15 protein-coding genes are annotated in these 17128 nt (G+C 71.3%); 5 read left to right on the forward strand and 10 right to left on the reverse strand.

The genetic code is table 11. From position 1 onward, the window contains the following. Positions 1 to 146: 146 nt before the first annotated feature. Entirely contained in the window at positions 147 to 1592 is a 1446-nt protein-coding gene (locus B079_RS0108495) for an MFS transporter (RefSeq protein ID WP_018545353.1), read from the reverse strand. 169 nt (positions 1593 to 1761) lie between these two features. On the opposite strand from B079_RS0108495, the gene B079_RS31560 reads away from it, so the two are divergent. After that, positions 1762 to 2664 (forward strand): LysR family transcriptional regulator, encoded by a 903-nt coding sequence (locus B079_RS31560; RefSeq protein WP_018545354.1) that lies wholly within the window; start codon positions 1762 to 1764, stop codon positions 2662 to 2664. Positions 2665 to 2794: 130 nt separating this feature from the next. Further along, positions 2795 to 4834, forward strand: a complete 2040-nt coding sequence (locus B079_RS0108505) for an MDR family MFS transporter (RefSeq protein ID WP_026248480.1) — start codon at positions 2795 to 2797, stop codon at positions 4832 to 4834. Here B079_RS0108505 and B079_RS0108510 read toward each other — a convergent pair. Continuing rightward, positions 4818 to 5339 (reverse strand): GNAT family N-acetyltransferase, encoded by a 522-nt coding sequence (locus tag B079_RS0108510; protein ID WP_018545356.1) that lies wholly within the window; start codon positions 5337 to 5339, stop codon positions 4818 to 4820. The two genes, B079_RS0108505 and B079_RS0108510, sit on opposite strands and share 17 nt — an antisense overlap. 57 nt (positions 5340 to 5396) lie before the next feature. After that, entirely contained in the window at positions 5397 to 5804 is a 408-nt protein-coding gene (locus tag B079_RS0108515) for a DUF1992 domain-containing protein (protein ID WP_037801331.1), read from the reverse strand. 99 nt (positions 5805 to 5903) lie between these two features. Between B079_RS0108515 and B079_RS0108520 the strand changes: the two genes are divergently transcribed. Beyond that, positions 5904 to 6296: an FHA domain-containing protein gene (locus B079_RS0108520; protein WP_018545358.1), complete on the forward strand. Its 393-nt coding sequence runs from the start codon at positions 5904 to 5906 to the stop codon at positions 6294 to 6296. Between the two features lie 42 nt (positions 6297 to 6338). On the opposite strand, the gene B079_RS0108525 is transcribed toward B079_RS0108520, so the two are convergent. Both B079_RS0108525 and proP read right to left on the reverse strand, forming a co-directional pair. Further along, positions 6339 to 7010, reverse strand: coding sequence for an O-methyltransferase (locus B079_RS0108525; protein ID WP_018545359.1), 672 nt, complete (start codon positions 7008 to 7010; stop codon positions 6339 to 6341). Positions 7011 to 7173: 163 nt separating this feature from the next. Next, positions 7174 to 8547 carry a glycine betaine/L-proline transporter ProP gene (proP, locus tag B079_RS0108530; RefSeq protein WP_018545360.1) on the reverse strand — a complete coding sequence of 458 codons (1374 nt, stop codon included), beginning with the start codon at positions 8545 to 8547 and terminating at the stop codon, positions 7174 to 7176. A 393-nt stretch (positions 8548 to 8940) separates the two neighbouring features. Between proP and B079_RS0108535 the strand changes: the two genes are divergently transcribed. Beyond that, the gene (locus B079_RS0108535) at positions 8941 to 11004 is read left to right on the forward strand and encodes a bifunctional glycosyltransferase 87/phosphatase PAP2 family protein (protein WP_018545361.1); all 2064 of its coding nucleotides are present in this window, start codon (positions 8941 to 8943) and stop codon (positions 11002 to 11004) included. Between the two features lie 192 nt (positions 11005 to 11196). Next, the gene (locus tag B079_RS35465) at positions 11197 to 11529 is read left to right on the forward strand and encodes a hypothetical protein (protein WP_018545362.1); all 333 of its coding nucleotides are present in this window, start codon (positions 11197 to 11199) and stop codon (positions 11527 to 11529) included. 46 nt (positions 11530 to 11575) lie between these two features. On the opposite strand, the gene B079_RS0108545 is transcribed toward B079_RS35465, so the two are convergent. Genes B079_RS0108545 through B079_RS35155 form a run of 5 tightly spaced genes read right to left on the reverse strand, consistent with a single transcriptional unit; the run spans position 11576 to position 17090 of the window. Further along, positions 11576 to 12418, reverse strand: a complete 843-nt coding sequence (locus B079_RS0108545) for a glycosyltransferase family 2 protein (RefSeq protein ID WP_051095045.1) — start codon at positions 12416 to 12418, stop codon at positions 11576 to 11578. A 41-nt stretch (positions 12419 to 12459) separates the two neighbouring features. Beyond that, the gene (locus tag B079_RS0108550) at positions 12460 to 13191 is read right to left on the reverse strand and encodes a hypothetical protein (RefSeq protein WP_018545364.1); all 732 of its coding nucleotides are present in this window, start codon (positions 13189 to 13191) and stop codon (positions 12460 to 12462) included. After that, on the reverse strand, positions 13184 to 14050 hold the full coding sequence (locus B079_RS31565; RefSeq protein WP_018545365.1) for a nucleoside phosphorylase: 867 nt from the start codon (positions 14048 to 14050) through the stop codon (positions 13184 to 13186). The genes B079_RS0108550 and B079_RS31565 overlap by 8 nt, the downstream gene beginning before the upstream one ends. After that, positions 14047 to 15831, reverse strand: coding sequence for a radical SAM protein (locus B079_RS0108560; RefSeq protein WP_018545366.1), 1785 nt, complete (start codon positions 15829 to 15831; stop codon positions 14047 to 14049). Before B079_RS0108560 ends, B079_RS31565 begins: the two co-directional genes overlap by 4 nt. After that, entirely contained in the window at positions 15828 to 17090 is a 1263-nt protein-coding gene (locus B079_RS35155; protein WP_018545367.1) for a metallophosphoesterase, read from the reverse strand. Before B079_RS35155 ends, B079_RS0108560 begins: the two co-directional genes overlap by 4 nt. Positions 17091 to 17128 lie beyond the last annotated feature (38 nt).

Here is a 17128-nt window from a genome sequence, read left to right on the forward strand (position 1 = left end):
GCGTCCGGCGGCCGGTGCCCTCAGGGCGTCGTCGGTCACCGGACGCGCAATGGGGATGGAGCACCGCTCTCCTAAAGAGGGCGTCGCGGGTTCGAATCCTGCCGAGGCGCCACGGAGTACCACTTTGACCTGGGGATCGGTCGCCATCAACGAGGACTCCTCCCCGGCTGAGTCGACCGCCCGTTCCGTCCGATGAAGCCCGCGGACAGCAGCAGACCCAGCAGCAGCGTCGCTGTGGCGATGATTAGAGCGGTGCGGCTTCCGTCCGTGGGGCCGGAGGCGTGCAGCACTGAGCCGAGTACCGAGACTCCGATGACGGCACCGGTCTGACGTGCGGAGTTCAGCACGCCTGAGGCGATGCCGACCTGCTCCTTCGGTGTGGCCGACACGGTCGCCGTCACCAGGGAGGGGATCGCGAAGGACACGCCGAAGCCGAAGACCAGCATGCCGAACCCGATCAGCACGGTGTACGCGGTCCCCGTGTCCGTGATGCCGACCGCGAGAACGGCGGCGCCGAGCGTCAGGAGCCCGAAGCCCAGAACGGACGGCTTCCGCGGCCCCGATCGCGCGACCAGCCGACCGGTGTAGATGGGGTTGAAGGCCGTCGGCAGGGTGAGCGGCAGGAAGGCGCAGCCGGCCATCAAGGCGGAAAGGCCACGCGCCTGCTGGAAATACAGGGACATGACGAACAGCAGCCCGGAGAGGCCGAAGTTGACGAGCAGGCCGTTGAGCACGCTCGCCGAGAAGGTGGCGTTGCGGAAGAGCATCAGCGGGAGCATGGGGCCGCGCGGCCCGGCCGGCCGGCGTTCCACGACCAGGAAGACGACCCCGGCCACCAGGGCGACGGCGAGCGCCGCCAGTACGGGCTTCGAACTCCAGCCGAGATTCTCGCTCTGGATCACGCCGAACGTGATCCCGGCGAGCGCCAGCACCGCGCTGATCTGGCCGGGAAGGTCCACCCCGCGGCCGGTGTTCAGCTTGGTCTCGGGCGCGAGAGCGCGCGCGATGAGCACGCTGACCAGCGCCACGGGCACGTTGATGGCGAAGATGCTGCGCCAGCCGAGGGCATCGGTGAGCACGCCGCCGAGGACCGGCCCCGCGGCCAGTGCGGCACCGGTGATGGCCGCCCAGGAGCCGAGCGCGCGGGCGCGCTGAGCCGGGTCGGTGAAGGTGGTGGCGATGACGGCCATCGAGGAGGGCAGCAGCGCGGCACCCGCGACGCCGAGCAGGGCGCGCATGGTGATCAGCATGCCGAGGTTCGGCGAGAAGACCGTGATCAGTGACGCGAGCAGGAAGGCCCAGGTGCCGACGACGAAGACCCGGCGCCCTCCGAAACGGTCGGACAGGGCGCCCATGGTGAGCAGCAGTGCGGCGAACGTCAGGGTGTAGCCGTTGACCACCCACTGCAGCCCGGACAGTCCGCCTCCGATGTCGCTGCGGATGGCGGGCAGCGCGACGTTCACCACGCTGGTGTCGAGGAGAACCATGAAGTAGCCGAGCGAGAGCCCGATGAGCAGCAGCCGTCGGCGTGCGGGGTTCTCGGCCGACGTCTCGCCGGAGACGCCGGGGGCCTGCGTGGCTTGCGCGGACATGACATACCTTCCGTGAAGCGGAACGGCCGGATACCAGAACGGTGGCCGTCGAAGGGCTCGGTTCGAAGGGGTGAGAACTGAAGCCTGGCAAGAGCTGAAGTCGATCGGAAACGGGAGCTTCCGATGGCATCATCGGGAGAACCGATACCTATGCCGGGGGGACAGCACCATGCAGCTGCGGCAGCTCAGTACGTTCCGCACCGTGGCCGACGCCCTGAACGTCACTCGCGCCGCCGAGCGGTTGAACTACGCGCAGTCGAGCGTGACCGAACAGATCAAGGCGCTGGAACAGGATCTGGGGGTGCGCCTGTTCGAGCGGTCCAACCGGGGGCTACGGCTCACCCCGGCCGGTCGCCGTCTGGTCGACTACGCCGAGAGAATGCTCTCCCTCGCCGAGGAGGCCAGGGCAGCCGTCACCGAAGTCGGCAGTCCCGGAGGGGAGTTGCTGATCGGAGCGCCGGAGACCCTCTGCGTCTACCGGCTCCCCTCGCTGCTCACCCGCTTCCGGGAGGACTGCCCGAAGGTGCACGTGGTGCTTCGCCCCGGGAACCGGGAGGACTGCCGCAGCGGCGTGCGTGAAGGAGCCCTCGACCTCTGTTTCACCTTCGGCGCACCCCCGGACCACCCGGACCTGGAGAGCATGCCGCTGTTGCCGGAACCCGTCGTCGTCGTGGCCCCCAAGGACCACCCGCTGACGCGACAGGAGTCGGTGACCACCTCCGACCTCGCCGGTGTCGACTTCCTGGTGACGGAGTCCGGGTGCAGCTACCGGCTGATGTTCGAAGAGGCTCTCGGCTCCGCGCCGGGGCCCCGCCCCCGGGTCGCGGCGGAACTCACCAGCATCGGCGCCCTGCGGACCTGCGTCGCGGCCGGTATGGGGTGTGCGTTGCTGCCCCAGATCGCCGTGGCCGCGGACCTCGCCCGGGGGACCGTCGGCCTGGTTCCCTGGCAGGGGCTCCAGTACGAGGCCCCGATCCACGCGACCTGGCGGCGCGACGGGCCGCAGGCCCCGGCGCTGCCGCCCTTTCTCGACATCACCAGGACGCTGCTGGGCCGGGACACCGGGAGCTGAGGCACCGGCCGCACCTCCGGGGGCCGCCCATGGCACCCGACGACGGAGTCTCCGTCCCCACCCCCCAACAGGCCGTAATCCCCCCCACCCTCGACCATGGAAGGTGGTGGTCGAGTGCTGGGAGGTCTTCATGGCCCTGGATACGCATGGGGCGGCGGAGGGGGGGCGGCGGGGGGAGCATGTTTCGGCGAATGTGCTGGTTTCCATCAGCGCGCTGCTGCTCGGGCTGCTGCTGGCCGCGTTGGATCAGACGATCGTGGCGACCGCGTTGCCGACGATCGTCAGTGATCTCGGTGGGCTTGAGCATCTGTCCTGGGTCGTGACCGCGTATCTGCTCGCGTCCACCGCGGCGACACCCTTGTGGGGGAAGCTCGGGGACCAGTACGGGCGGAAGCGGCTGTATCAGCTGGCCATCGTGATCTTTCTGGTCGGGTCCGCGCTGTGCGGCATGGCGCAGAACATGGCGGAGCTGATCGGGTTCCGGGCGTTGCAGGGGCTCGGGGGCGGTGGGCTGATGGTGTTGTCCATGGCGATCGTGGGGGACATCGTGCCGCCCCGGGAGCGCGGGAAGTACCAGGGGCTCTTCGGGGCCGTCTTCGGGGCCACCAGTGTGCTGGGGCCGCTGCTCGGGGGGCTGTTCACCGAGCAGCTGACCTGGCGGTGGGTGTTCTACGTCAATCTGCCGCTCGGGATCATCGCCCTCGCCGTGATCGCCGCCGCGCTGCACATCCCGCGCCGTACCTCCCGGCACCGGATCGACTACCTCGGTACGTTCCTCATCGCCGCCGTCGCCACCTGTCTGGTGCTGGTGGCCTCGCTCGGCGGGACGACCTGGGCGTGGGGGTCGGCGCAGATCATCGGGCTCGCGGTGCTCGGCGTCGTCCTCGCCGTCGCGTTCGTCGGGGTGGAGCGGCGGGCCGCCGAGCCCGTGCTGCCGCTGAAGCTGTTCCGCATCCGGACCTTCAGCCTCTCGGCCGTGATCAGCTTCATCATCGGGTTCGCGATGTTCGGCGCGATGACCTATCTGCCGACGTTCCTCCAGGTCGTGCACGGCATCTCGCCCACCATGTCGGGCGTGCACATGCTGCCGATGGTGCTCGGGCTGCTGCTGACCTCGACCATGTCCGGGCAGATCGTCAGCCGGACCGGCCGCTGGAAGATGTTCCCCGTGGCGGGCACCGCCGTCACCGCCATCGGGCTGCTCCTGCTGCACCGCCTCGACGAGCACAGCTCGACCGCCGAGATGAGCCTCTACTTCTTCGTCTTCGGGCTCGGTCTCGGCCTCGTCCTCCAGGTCCTCATCCTCATCGTGCAGAACGCCGTCTCCTACGCGGACCTGGGCGTCGCCACCTCCGGCGCCACCTTCTTCCGCTCCATCGGCGCCTCCTTCGGCGTCGCGATCTTCGGCACCGTCTTCTCCAGCCGCCTCGGCGACAAGCTGGCCGACGCCTTCCGGGGCGTACGGCTGCCGCCCGGGGTCTCGCTCGGCGGCCTGGAGGCCGACCCGCGCGGCATCGGCGCGCTGCCCGCCGGACTGCGACCGCCCGCGCTGCACGCCTTCTCCTCCTCGATCACCGACGTGTTCCTCTACGCCGCGCCGGTCGCGGCGGTCGGCTTCGTGCTCGCCTGGTTCCTCAAGGAGGACCGGCTGCGCGGCTCGGTCACCGCGCCGGACGCCTCCGAGACGATCCCGCCCAACCCGGTCCAGCGCTCGTCCTACGACGAGGTGTGCCGCGCGCTGTCCCTGCTCGGCACGCGCGAGGGGCGCCGGGAGGTGTACGAGGACATCACCGCGCGGGCGGGGTACGACCTGCTGCCCGCGGCGAGCTGGCTGCTGCTGCGCATCCGGCGGTACGGGTCGGTGGAGCCGTATGTGCTCGCCGAGCGCAGCCCGGTGCCGTTGCAGACGGTGCTCGCGGCCGAACGGCAGGTGGAGGAGCGGCGGCTGGTCGAACGGCAGGGTCTCGACCTCACGCTCACCGACACCGGGCGGGTGGTGGCGGAACGGCTCGCCGCCGCGCGGGAGGACTCGCTGTCCGAGCTGCTGGGGGACTGGTGGGAGCCGGGGCGGTCCACCGATCTCACGCAGCTGGTCAAGGAGTTGACGTCCGAGATGTGCGGGGCGGCGAGCGAGCGCCCGCACAACGGGTCGGTCAAGCGGACGAGTTGATCCGTTCCGGCGACAACAGGTCTTTCCTGAACCAGTGTTCGGCGTAGACGTCGGTGTTGTGCGGGGCGGTCTCGGTGTAGCCGAGGCGGGCGTACAGGGCGCGGGCCTCGGTCAGGTCGCTGCGGGTGTCCAGGACCAGATGGCGGGCCCCGAGGTCGCGGGCAGCCGACTCGGCTGCGGTGACGAGGAGTTGGGCGGCACCCCGGCCGCGCAGGTGGGGGTGCACGAACACCCGGGTGAGTTCGGCGGTTCGGGGATCGAGGAGGCGTACGCCCGCCGAGCCCCCGGGTTCGCCGTCGTGCCGGGCGATCAGCAACTGGCCGTTCGGCGGGGTGAGTTCGGCGCCGGTGCGGGCGGTGATCCCACGTTCCAGTTCGGCCGGGTCGGTGCGATGGCCCTGGTGCAGCAGGTACCAGCGGTCGCTGACCTCGGTGTAGTACGCGCGCCAGAGGGCGGTGGCGGCGGGGGAGTCGTACGGCTCCGGGGCGATGGTCCAGGTCGTCATGGCAGGTATGCCAGCCGAGGGCGACGGGGGCGCGCAAGCGGTTATCGGGCGCCGGGGTCAGTCCTGTTCGCGGCGGCGGTGCCACTCGCGCACGACCTCGTCCACGTCGTACGGCTTCTTGCCGAGCGGCGGTCCCGGCGGCGGGCGGAACATCATGGCGCGGATCTTGACGTTGACGTCGGTGATGATCCGGCGGGCGGTGGCCTCGGAGGGGGCCGTGTACGCCGCCTCCAGCGCGTCCTCGGCCTCCTTGCGCAGGGCGAGGGCCGGGGGCAGGGCGGTCAGTCCCTCGCGGGCCATCTTCCGCTTGACCCACCACAGGTCGTCGTACGACGAGTCGAGACCGGCGGGGAGGGGTTCGCCCGCGCCCGGGAGGCGGTCGAACTCGCCGCGTCGCTGCGCGGCCGAGATCTGGTGGTCCACCCAGGACTCGAACGGCACACCCGGTGGCTTTCGCTCGGTCATGAGGCCATTGTGCCGGACGCGGCCGGGCCGGGCGTTCTATCATGCGGCGGCGGTGTGCGGCGACCGGCGTACGCACCGGACGTGTAGGGGGAAACGCGCGTGCTCGAACTCACCATGGCCTCCGTCTCCAGGGAGGAAGCGGGCGCCACGGCCGGAATGGTCATGGCGGAGGCGCCGAGCGAGCCGGGTGCCGTGCTGCGGGTGGGGCGGGACGCGGCGGTGTGCCGCCTGGTCACCCCGGAGGACTGGCTGTTCGTCTCCCGCGTCCACCTCGAGTTCCTGTGCGGCCCCGACGGCGTCTGGCAGGTCACCTGGCTCCGCGGCTCCCAGACCGAACCCTCCTCCGAGGTCCGCCTCACCGTCGGCGACTACGCCCAGCCGATCCCCTACGGCGGCACCGTCCGCCTCCCCCACGGCGCGGGCGGCGAACTGGTCGTCCAGGACCGGACGGCGCCGCGCAGCGTGAACGTGGGCTTCTACCACGAGGTGTGACCGCACGATCGCGCGACCGTGCCGCCCCACGGTCCGGGCCGTTCACCCCACCACCCGCGCCAGCGCGAACCCGTCGTACCCCTTCGGGCCCACCGTCTGCAGGGCTGTGCCGCTCAGGCGGGGGTGGGTGGCGATGAGGTCGATGGTGGCGCGGGTGCCGAGGGTGTCGGGGTCGGTGGTGGTGGAGTCCGTGACGCGGCCCTGGCGGACCACGTTGTCGATGACGATGAGGCTGCCGGAGCGGGACAGGCGCAGGGCCCACTCGACGTAGTGGGGGGTGTTGGCCTTGTCGGCGTCGATGAAGACCAGGTCGAAGGGGGGCGGGTTCTCGTCGGCCAGGTGGGGGAGGGAGTCCAGGGCCGGACCGGTGCGGACCTCGACGAGGCCGTCCAGGTCGGCGCGGGCGATGTTGCGGGTGGCGATCTCGGCGTGCTTGGGGTTGTACTCCAGGGTGATCAGACGGCCGTCGGAGGGCAGCGCGCGGGCCAGCCAGATGGTGCTGTAGCCGCCCAGGGTGCCGATCTCCAGGACCGTACGGGCGCCCTGGATCTGGGCGAGGAGCTGGAGGAGCTTGCCCTGGGTGGGGGTGACGGCGATGGGCGGCAGCCCGGCCGCGTCGCTGTCGCGCAGGGCCGCGCGCAGGACGTCGTCGTCGGCCGCCAGCCTGCTGGTGAAGTAGCGCTCCACGTCGTCCCACACCTGCGAGTCGCCCATGCGTCTGCCGCCCTTCCCGAGTGTCCGCTCAAGCCCTTCAGGCCCAGTCTCCCCGGGATGGGCGCGAAAACGGCGAAGTGGGCGCGGGGAACCTTGTGACCGGTTTCCCGCACCCACCCCGGGCGCCCCTGGCGTACGCCGGGCCGCCGTGAGCCGCGGATGATCAGGCGCGCTCCACCGAGGGCGCGGAGCCCGGCAGCGGACGGCCCGCGGACTCGCTCATCCGCCACACCGCGAAACCACCGATGACGGCGGCGCCCATCATGTAGTACGCGGGCATCATCAGGTTGCCGGTCGCGCCGATCAGCGCGGTGACCACCAGCGGGGTCGTACCGCCGAACAGCGACACGGAGACGTTGAAGCCGATGGACAGCGAGCCGTAGCGCACCCGGGTCGGGAAGAGCGCCGGGAGGGCGGCGGGCATGGCCGCGGTGAAGCAGACCAGGAGCAGGCCGAGCGCGCCCATGCCGAGGCCGACGGCGAGCAGGCTGCCCTGGCGGATCAGCAGCAGCGCCGGGATCGACAGGAACAGGAAGCCCGCGCAGCCCGCGGCGATGACCGGACGGCGGCCGACCCGGTCGGTCAGCGCACCGGCGAACGGCTGGACGATCATCATCAGCGCCATGACACCGAGCACGACCAGCAGACCGTGCGTCTCGTCGTACTTCAGCTCACTGGTGAGGAAGCTCGGCATGTACGACAGCAGCATGTAGTCGGTGACGTTGAAGACCAGCACCAGACCCATGCACAGCAGCAGCGCCTTCCACTGGCCCGCGACCATGTCGCGCAGCGGGACCTTCGGGCGGGCGGCCTCGGCCTTCTCGACCTCGGCGGCGAAGGCCGGGGTCTCCTCGAGGCGCATGCGCAGGTAGAGGCCGATGATGCCCATCGGGCCCGCGATCAGGAACGGGATGCGCCAGCCCCAGGAGAGCAGGTCGGCCGAGGACAGCAGGGCCGTCATCAGGGTGACCAGGCCCGCACCGCCGATGTAACCGGCCAGCGTGCCGAACTCCAGCCAGCTGCCGAAGAAGCCGCGCTTCTTGTCGGGCGCGTACTCGGCGATGAAGGTGGAGGCGCCCGCGTACTCACCGCCGGTGGAGAAGCCCTGCACCAGGCGGGCCGCGAGCAGGAGCAGCGGCGCGCCGACGCCGATCGTGGCGTACGACGGGATCAGGCCGATGGCGAAGGTGCCCGCGGCCATCATGATCATCGTGACGGCGAGGACCTTCTGGCGGCCGACCCGGTCGCCCAGCGGTCCGAAGACCATGCCGCCGAGCGGCCGGACCAGGAAGGCCGCGGCGAAGGCGCCGAAGGTGGAGAGCAGCTGCGCGGTCGGGTTGCCCGAGGGGAAGAAGACCTTGCCCAGGGTGACCGCGATGTAGCTGTAGACACCGAAGTCGAACCATTCCATCGCGTTGCCGAGCGCCGCCGCCTTCACGGCGCGCTTGACGAGCGCGGGATCGGTGACCGTGACATTCCCGGCCTTGGAGGCCCGGTGGGTCTGCGGACGGGGACTGACGGCAGTGGCGGTCGCCAAAACGGGGCTCGCCTACCTTTCGACGGGAACAGGACAGGCCCGGACGAACGGCGGCGACGCTGTGCACCGGGCAGAAAAGCGACGATAAGAGGAATTCGGCCCCTTACGTCCTGTGCACAAGTCATTGCATAGAGCACGTAAACCTTGTGTACGCAGGGACGTCTGCCCGTAAAGCCGCAGGTGATCCCGGCCGTAACTGTGATCCTTATCGCTCGATCCGGGTGCAACCACGCGCATCCCGGGCTATCGTCCTGCGGATAAAACGGGGTCCGGACGTCAGGTGAAGCGGGGGTTGCCCGCGTCCTGCCCCGTGGGGGCCGTGAGCGCATAGTGTTCGCGGGGGAACTCTCGGGCAGCGGCGCCCGGGGTGACGGGGCGGGAGGCCGACGGGGCGTGGTGAACGTGGAGCACAGCGGACGACCGGCGAACGGCCTCGGCCCGGCGGACGGGCCCGGAGCGCGGCTGCGCGCGGCCCGGCTCGCGCTGTGGGCGGTGGCGGCGATCCTCGCGGTACGGCAGATGACGGCCGTCCTGACCAGTCCCAGCGGCAAACGCCTCACCGATCTGGAGACCTGGGTCGGCCCGCAGGGCGTCCTCCATGTCAACGGCTCGCTCTACGACTCCACCCGCTTCACCGGCACCCCCTTCGCGGGCCTCGTCCTCAAGCCCCTCACGCGTGCGGCGGAGAACGCCCTCGGCTGGGGCTGGACCTTCGGCACCCTGCTCCTCGTCGTCGCGCTCGGTCTGGTCGCCGCCCGTGCGCTGCCCCAGCCGGTGAGCCGTCGTACGGCCCTGCTCGCGGCCCCGGTCGCCCTCAGCCTGCTGATGCTCTCGCTGCCGGTGCGCAACACGCTCTGGCTCGGGCAGACCAGCGTCATCCCGGTGCTCCTCGTCCTGCTCGGCTGCCTCGCGGTGCGCGACGAACGCGCGAGCGGGGTGCTCGTCGGGCTCGCCGCGGCCCTCCAGCCGACCGTGCTGCTCTTCGTGCCGCTGCTGTGGTTCACCGGGCGCCGCCGGGCCGCGGTGAGCACCGGGATCACCTTCGCCGGGGGCACCGCGCTCGCGTGGGCCGCGATGCCGCACGACTCGTACACCTACTGGGTCCACCACATGGCCGGGGCCGGGCTCGGCGGCCAGGCCGACGGGCTCGCCAACCAGTCCCTGCACGGCGCCCTGCTCCGCCTCGGCCTCACCGGACCGCTGGAGATCGCGCTCTTCCTGCTGCTCGGCGCCGCCGTCGCCGTCCTCGCGCTGCGCCGCGCGGTCGGCTACGCCCGCGACGGACAGCTTCTGCTCGCCGTCGCCGTCACCGGCTGCGCGGCGGTCGCGGTCTCGCCGACGAGCTGGCAGCACCAGCTGCTGTGGCTGCTGCTCGCGGTGGTGGGGCGGGTCGGCACGCGGGCCGCCGACCGCACCGTCTGGCCCGTCGCGGTGGTCCTGGTCACCACGCTCCCGGCGAAGATGATGCTGCCGAACACGCCGGTGCTCTTCCCGCTGCGCGACAACCTGGTCCTGCTCGCGGCCCTCGCCGCCGCCGTGGCCGTGCCCTTCCTGCCGCGCTCCTCCCCTTATTACGCGGCTCCCGTGCCCACCGACTACGCCCGGCAGCTCCCGGCCCGCTGGCGGCGCGTTCCGCTGCTGCCCTTCCTGCGGCGCTCGCTCACCCGCCCCAACCTGCTCCTGGAGCTGCTGCTCATCCGCGTCACCTACGCCGCCTACCAGCAGGTACGGCTCGCGGCGACCGGCGGCAGCAACGAACTCGCGCGGGCGACCGCCGAGCACCACGGGCGCATCGTCTACGACATCGAGCGGTTCCTGCACATCGACATCGAGCACGCCGTCAACCACGCGGTCGTGGGGGTCGGCTGGCTGCGGGGCTTCCTCGACTTCTATTACGAGTCCTTCCACTTCGTCGTACCCCTGACCGTCCTCGCCGTCCTCTACTGGCGCCGCCCGGTCGACTACCGCTGGGCCCGCACCTCCCTCGGCTTCGCCACCCTGCTCGCCCTCATCGGCTTCTGGCTCTTCCCGCTGGCCCCGCCCCGCCTGATGCCGGGCCTCGGCTTCGTCGACACCGTCCACGGCGTCCAGGACCTCGCCCACCCCGACTACGGCGCGATGACCGCCATCACCAACCAGTACGCCGCGATGCCCTCCCTCCACTTCGGCTGGTCCCTGTGGTGCGGCGTGGTCATCGCGATCCTGGCCCCACGCTGGTGGATGAAGGCGCTGGGGCTCCTCCACCCCCTTTTCACCGTCACCGCGATCGTGGCTACCGCCAACCACTGGGTGCTGGACGCGGTGGGCGGCGCGATGGTGGTGGGCGGCGGGTTCGCGCTCGGCTATCTGCTGATCGGGCCGCGCGGGGTGCTGGCCTCGACGGCCGCCGAGGGTGTGGGCCGGCCGCCGGGACAGCGGAAGGCCCCGGACGAGGAACGGTCCCTGACGACGAGCTGACCGGGGGACCGGGGTGACCAGCCAGTTACCGATACGGGAGCGGGCGGCGGACCGTCCGCCCGCTCCCACCCCGGAGCGCGGCGCGAGCCGCCCGCTCACCGCCGTCCCCCTTGGTCCTGCCCGCGCTCGCCGCCCTGCTCCTCGGGCTGTGGGGGGCTCACCCGGCAGGGCAGCCTGTGGCGGGACGAGTCGGTGACCTGGCAGGTCGCCCACCGCCCGCTCGACGACCTCGCCCTAGCCCGCACCCTGGCCGCCTCCCGCACCCTCCAGGGCACGGAACTGCCTCCCGACACGATCCGGCACCGCTTGCTGTCGGCGGACAGGGTGATAGCCCTGACCGACTCCGAGGGCCAGCCTCTCGCCCCCTTCGCACAGGAGGTGGTCAAGTGGCGCACGCTGGGGGAGGGGCGCCGAATCGTTGTGCTCGGGCGAGCCTGCCGTGTGGGCGGGGGAGTTCGCCCAGGTGGCCGACTGGCCGAGGCAGCCTCGTCAGGAGAGGCCGAGGACGGGCCCGCGTTGGGGTAGCGAGGCCGGCGCGACAAGCTCGTCGGGCGTCGGCTGGCGTTCTCTTCTACACGATCGGAGGGCGGCCGGCGCGGGTGAGGCGCCAGACGGTGCGCCAGGACATCGGTCGGCGGGCACCGTGTCCGCCTCGCAAGCCTTCGCGAAATCCGGTGAACCAGGTGGCGAGAGCCTTGCGGGAGCGGATTCGGGCGACGGTGATCAGGACCCACGCGGTCAGGTAGATGGGAATCAGCGGGGCAGGTAGGCGCCGGTAGGCGACCCAGACGCGGTTGCGGGCGACGAGGCGCAGGTAGAGGGCATGGCGTGCGGGATCGGTCGCGGGGTGGTGGATGACGATGTCCGGGGCGTACCAGCCGGTGTGGCCGTCGTCCCACAGCCGCCAACTGAGGTCGAGACCCTCGTGGTAGAGGAAGTAGTGGCCGGGCCAGCCGCCGGCCTGCTCGTAGGCGGCGCGGCGGACAAGGACGACGCCTTCGGCCATGACCGTGACGGTTCCCGGCCGGGTGGGGTCGCCGGCACGCAGTTGGGGCACCCAGCGGCGGACGGTGATGCCTGTGTCGGGGTCGGCGATGCGGGGCTGAATGTAGGCGGCATCGGGGTGTTGGCGGGCCTGGTCGACGAGCCGGGCCAGCACATGGGTGTCGGGCAGGTGAGCGTCGTTGTCGAAGAAGAAGATGTACTCGCCCGCGTCGGGTCCGGCAAGGGCGTCGGCCCCGACGTTGCGGCCTTCGGGGATACCCAGGTTCTCCGGCAGGGCGACGACCGCGACACCGTCCGGTACATGGTCGGGCTCGCAGCCGTTGCCGACGATGACCACCCGCAGGTCGATGTCCTGCTGGGCGAGGAGGGAGGCCATCGCCCTCGGGAACTCGGCCGGGCGGTCGTTCATGGTCAGCACGACCGCGTCGACGGTGGCCTTGGGACGGGAGGTCAACGGGTTCTCCGGGGTTGGACGGGCTCAGTGAGGCGGTCGGTGATGAGGTGGTGGATCTCGGCTGCGGCTGCGGCTGCGGGGCGACTGCCGCCGTTGGTGACGGTGAGCCAGTGCTGCTCGGTGGAGACCTCGCGCAGCCGGGTTGCGATGAGTTCGGTGAAGCGCCCGTAGCCGTCGGGATCGCGGCTGAGGCAGCCGGTGTGGTCGAGGTAAGGGTCGGGGCAGCCGTCGGCCCGGTACCAGGTGATGCGGTCCTGCTGGGTGGTGTCGATGTGGATGGTGAGTTGCTGCCGGTCGGGCGGGAGGAGGCTTTGCTGCCAGGCGGCGAACGCGTGCTGTTGCTCGGAACTCCAGCCGTGGTGGGTGGCTGCTTCAACACCCAGGCGGATCCGGGTCTTCTCCCACCAGCTCTCGGCTATGACGATCTCGCCGGCATCGAGGGCGGGGACGACCTGGGCGTGCAGGATGGACCGGTACTGGACGGCGGCTGCGAGGCTGAGGTGTTCCCAGCCGGCGTCGGTGGCGGTGTCGGAGCGGAACAGCTGGTCGATGGCGCGGACGAGGTCGGCGTGGGCGCGGTCGCCGTCGGGCCGCGCCCGGTCGATCCTGCGCACGGCCCTGCCTGTGCTCGCCAGGGCGGGCACGAGGTGGTCGACGATGGTGGTTTTGCCGGAACCGTCGGCGGCCTCTATGACGACGAACAGGCCCGTAACCGGGTGTTCAGCCACAGTGTGGCTCCTGTTCCGCCTCATGATGGGGCACCACCGTATAGGGCCGGGCGGCGTCCGGGGACGGGCCGCGTCCGGTGAAGGCGTCAAGCGCTGCTACCAGGAGCTGCTGCAGAGCGGCCCCGAGGCGGGGAGAGTCAGCGCGGGGTGTGCGATTGACCAGGCAGTCAGCGGTCGCGAACGCGGCGGCAGTCGGCAGGTGGCGGTGGTGGCCGACGGCGAACAGGCCGGCAGCCTCCATCTCCACGGTGAGGATGCCGTGCTGGGCGTACAGGTCTGCTTCGGCGGCGCTTTCGCGGTAGAGGGCGTCGGTGGTCCAGGCCGGTCCCCTGGTCCACGTCGCCCCGATGCCGCTCAGCGCTGTGGCGAGCGAGGCGGTGAGCTGCGGATCCGGGTGCGCGAAGAGGCTTGGCGGCAGGTAGTGGCGGGAGGTGCCTTCTCCGCGTAGCGCCTTCTCGCAGAGCACGAGGTCGCCCGGTCGCAGGGCGGGGATGAGGGCGGCTGCAGTGCCGATGGATATGACTGCGGGGACGCCGAGCGCGGTGAGCTGCTCGGTGACGAGCGCGGTGGCCGGTGCCCCGGCGCCAATGCCGGAGCACAATGCCACGGTCTGGCCACGGTGCTTCAGCAGGTGGAGGTCTGCGCTCGCCCACCCTGTGCGGAGCTGGGCGGCGGGGTGCGCGGCCAGGGCGTGGCGCAGCAGGCTGTTCTGGTGGACGAGAACGGCCCCGGCGGTGTGGGCGAGAGTGGCGCCGGGGCATCGGCTGCGGACGTAGGTGGCGTGCTCGGCCGGGTCGATCGCGGCGGCCATCGCGTGCTTGCCGGGCAACGTGGTGCGCAGGGCGGGGCGGCGGGTCACGCCGGGACCGCCGCGCGCGCTCGGAGGGCGTTGGCGAGGGTGTGCTCGTGCTCGGACCGGACGGTGTTGACGGTGTGCCAGGGCAGGAGACCGGTGTCCATGGCGCGCAGGTGGTGGTCGAAGCTGAGGCCGTGGAGGGCCAGGGCCTGGTGGAGTTGGGGCTTGGTGAGGCGGGTGAAGTCGGCGCCGATGTCGTGGAGGTGTTCCAGAACGTGGCCGACACGGCGGTCGCCGCGGTCGCAGATGGCTTCGAGCAGCAGACGGGAGTGCTCGCCCCACAGGACGCGGAAGCGGTCGTGGGCGGGGCCGGCCAGTTCGGTGAGACGGTCGCGGATCGCGGCGACCCACCCGTTGACGAGGTCGGGGTCCGCCATCGGCAGGCGCTGGCTGACGGTGCCGGGCTGGGGCATGAACTGCTGCAGCTTGACGATGACCGCGCCGTCCGGGCGGTCCAGGCGCTTGAAGACGCGCAGGGCGTAGTCGGCGATGGCCAGCCGGTCCGCGTGGGTCTCGCCGGGGGCTCCGAGCATGAAGTACAACATGACGGTGCCGAAGTGGGTTGTGGCACGGCACAGGTCCAGGGCACGCCCGACCTTGGCCTCGTCCATTGTCTTGCCGAAGATGCGCACGAGGTCCTCGGCGGCGAACTCCGGGGCGATGGTGATCACGCCGCGAGGGGCGTCCAGATTCAGCTCGGTGAACAGGTGGCCGGGGTCGAGGCGGGCGACTGCGTCGAGATAGCCGGCGGTGACCTCGTCGGCGCGGACCGAGCCAATGATCACGCTCACGGGCTCGGCGGCGCGGTTGGCGTAGGCCGCGATGCGGTCGAGCAGTTCGTCGCGGTACCGGTACTGGGTGAAGGTCGGCGAGCTGATGATGATCGTACGGATGCGATGACGCTCCAGTGTGTCGATGTAGGCGGTGAGCTGTTCGACCGGGGCGTTCCGAAAGGGCGGGGTGCCGAGCGTGCACATGTGGCAGGAGTGCCGACAGCCGAGGTTGGCGATGACCACCGCACAGGAGCCGTCGCTGATCGGTGATGTGAAGTGGGCGGCCCCGAGATCGCGGGGGGTGAGGTACTGCGGGTGAACGGTGCCGGGAGCGGCCGGGATACGAGGACGGATCGCGGCGGTTCCGCCACCGGGCAGCAGGGTGTGCTCGTAGAGGGAGGGGACGTACAGACCGGGGATGCGGGCGGCCTGTTCCAGCAGCGCGGCACGGGGACTGTCTCGGTGCTGGCGGGCGAGGCGGATCAGGTCGAGGAAGGAGCGCTCGGCCTCGCCGAGGGCCACGACGTCCAGGAAGTCGGCCATGGGTTCGGGATTGGCCAGGCCGCCACTGCCACCGACGACCAGCGGGTAGCGCCCCGCGACGCGGTCGGCGCTGCGCCGTGGAACGCCGGCGAGGTCCAGCAGGCGTAATACGGAGTGCAGGTCACCGGCGTTGGTGACGCTGACGCCGATGATGTCCGCGTCGGCGACGGGGGCAGGGTTCTCGATCGAGCGGTACGGCTCGCCATGGGGGGTACGCAGCCGGTTCCCGTCGGCGACGAGGCACTCGTAGGCGAGGGCTCGTTCGGCGGTGGCAGGGACGTCTGAGCGGCGGTTGACGAGGTCGTACAGGGCCATGGGGCCGGTTGCGAGCAGGCTGTAGGCGTGTCCGTACGGTGAGAGGAAGACTACGCGCAGGTCGTCGGGCCGTCGGGTACGGGAGTACGGGCCGTGGAGGTGGATCTCGTGGCGGCGGATGTGGGCGGTCTCGGTGGCGAGGGCTGCGGTCACGGGTGTGTCCTGTCGGGTCGGCGGGAGTGGGCGCAGGTGGCCGGAATGGTGTGCGGGGCGGGGCGGCTGGAGGGCGCCAGGACGGCGTGCACCGCGTCGGCGGCCATGAGCCCGGTCGGCTTTCGCTCACCGGTCAGGAAGGTCTCGGCGATGTAGTCGCTGGTGAGGACTCGGCGCGCTGAGGCCGGCAGCGGCTCGGGCCAGGTGGCAATGGGCCCGGCCAGGTGGGCAGCCGTGTGGTGGCGGAGCCAGGCGGTCCAGTCATCGGGGGCGTCGGCGATGACGAGGTGGTTGGCGAAGGGTTCCAGGGCGAGCAGGTCGGCGGTGGTCAGCGTGATGCCGAGCCGGGCCGGGCGCAGGCCGCTGTCGGAGAGGACGACCGGCAGACCGTGCTGGTGATGCAGGTGGCGGGCGACGGCGGTCAGCAGGGCGTGCCGGTCGGGGGTGGTGTCGGCCCACGGGAGGGCGATGGCGCCAAGCGGTTCGGCGAGGTACGCGGTGAGGCGGTCGATCCGGGTGGTGATGTCGGCCAGTTCGGTGGGAGCGGTGCCGTGTCCGGGCAGGGTGTGGTGACTGGCGCTCCACTGGCCGTCGGGGCGGAGGTCGGCCTGGGCGTAGCCGCGGGCGTACTCAAGGCCCTTGAGGACCATGGCCCGCCCGGCGGGGGTGGGGTTGTGGGCGCCGCTGTGGCAGTGGCCGGCGAAGACCAGGTCGAGGTGGGGGACCGCTTCGGCCAGGGCGAGGTCGTGGTCGAAGCCGGCGTGGCTGAGCAGCACCCACGAGTCCACGCCGGGGGTGGTGGCGGCCAGACGCTTCAAGGCGCGGGCAGGATCGACCAGATGGAGGCCGGGGCGCTGGGAGACGCGGATCGCGTCGAACGCGTCCGGGCCCATGACGCCGGTGACGGCAACGCGGCGGTCGCTGATGATGGTGCGGTGCACGGTGTGGAATGCCGGGCTGCCGTCGGATCGGTCGACGTTGGCGCACACGGTGACGCGGTGCAGTTCCTTGTGGCGCAGGTAGTTGACGAAGCCGTGGTTGCCGGGCACCACGGCGTCGTAGAGGCGGGTGAGGATCTGCCGCTCGACGGCGCCGCCGCCGAGCTGGTGGTAGCCGGTTCCCTCGAACCAATCGCCGGAGTCGACCACCAGGTGCCGCTGACGGGCCTGGTGGAGGTGGGCGAGCAGGGCAGGGGCGCTCTGGAGGCTGGAGTGAACGTCGGTGGTGGCGGTGATGCCGGTCAGCTGCCGGGTTCTCATCCGGGTACTCCCCTGGGGCGGGGCCGGGGCCGGCCCGG

The organism is Streptomyces sp. LaPpAH-108 (assembly GCF_000373625.1).
In the GTDB taxonomy this organism is placed as follows: Bacteria; Actinomycetota; Actinomycetes; order Streptomycetales; family Streptomycetaceae; genus Streptomyces.

What these genes read in the sequence shown, in the direction of transcription:
- B079_RS0108495 (WP_018545353.1), bottom strand. Translation starts at nt 1,592, where the DNA reads ATGTCCGCGCAAGCCACGCAGGCCCCCGGCGTCTCCGGCGAGACGTCG.
- B079_RS31560 (WP_018545354.1), top strand. Translation starts at nt 1,762, where the DNA reads ATGCAGCTGCGGCAGCTCAGTACGTTCCGCACCGTGGCCGACGCCCTG.
- B079_RS0108505 (WP_026248480.1), top strand. Translation starts at nt 2,795, where the DNA reads ATGGCCCTGGATACGCATGGGGCGGCGGAGGGGGGGCGGCGGGGGGAG.
- B079_RS0108510 (WP_018545356.1), bottom strand. Translation starts at nt 5,339, where the DNA reads ATGACGACCTGGACCATCGCCCCGGAGCCGTACGACTCCCCCGCCGCC.
- B079_RS0108515 (WP_037801331.1), bottom strand. Translation starts at nt 5,804, where the DNA reads ATGACCGAGCGAAAGCCACCGGGTGTGCCGTTCGAGTCCTGGGTGGAC.
- B079_RS0108525 (WP_018545359.1), bottom strand. Translation starts at nt 7,010, where the DNA reads ATGGGCGACTCGCAGGTGTGGGACGACGTGGAGCGCTACTTCACCAGC.
- B079_RS0108545 (WP_051095045.1), bottom strand. Translation starts at nt 12,418, where the DNA reads ATGAACGACCGCCCGGCCGAGTTCCCGAGGGCGATGGCCTCCCTCCTC.
- B079_RS35155 (WP_018545367.1), bottom strand. Translation starts at nt 17,090, where the DNA reads ATGAGAACCCGGCAGCTGACCGGCATCACCGCCACCACCGACGTTCAC.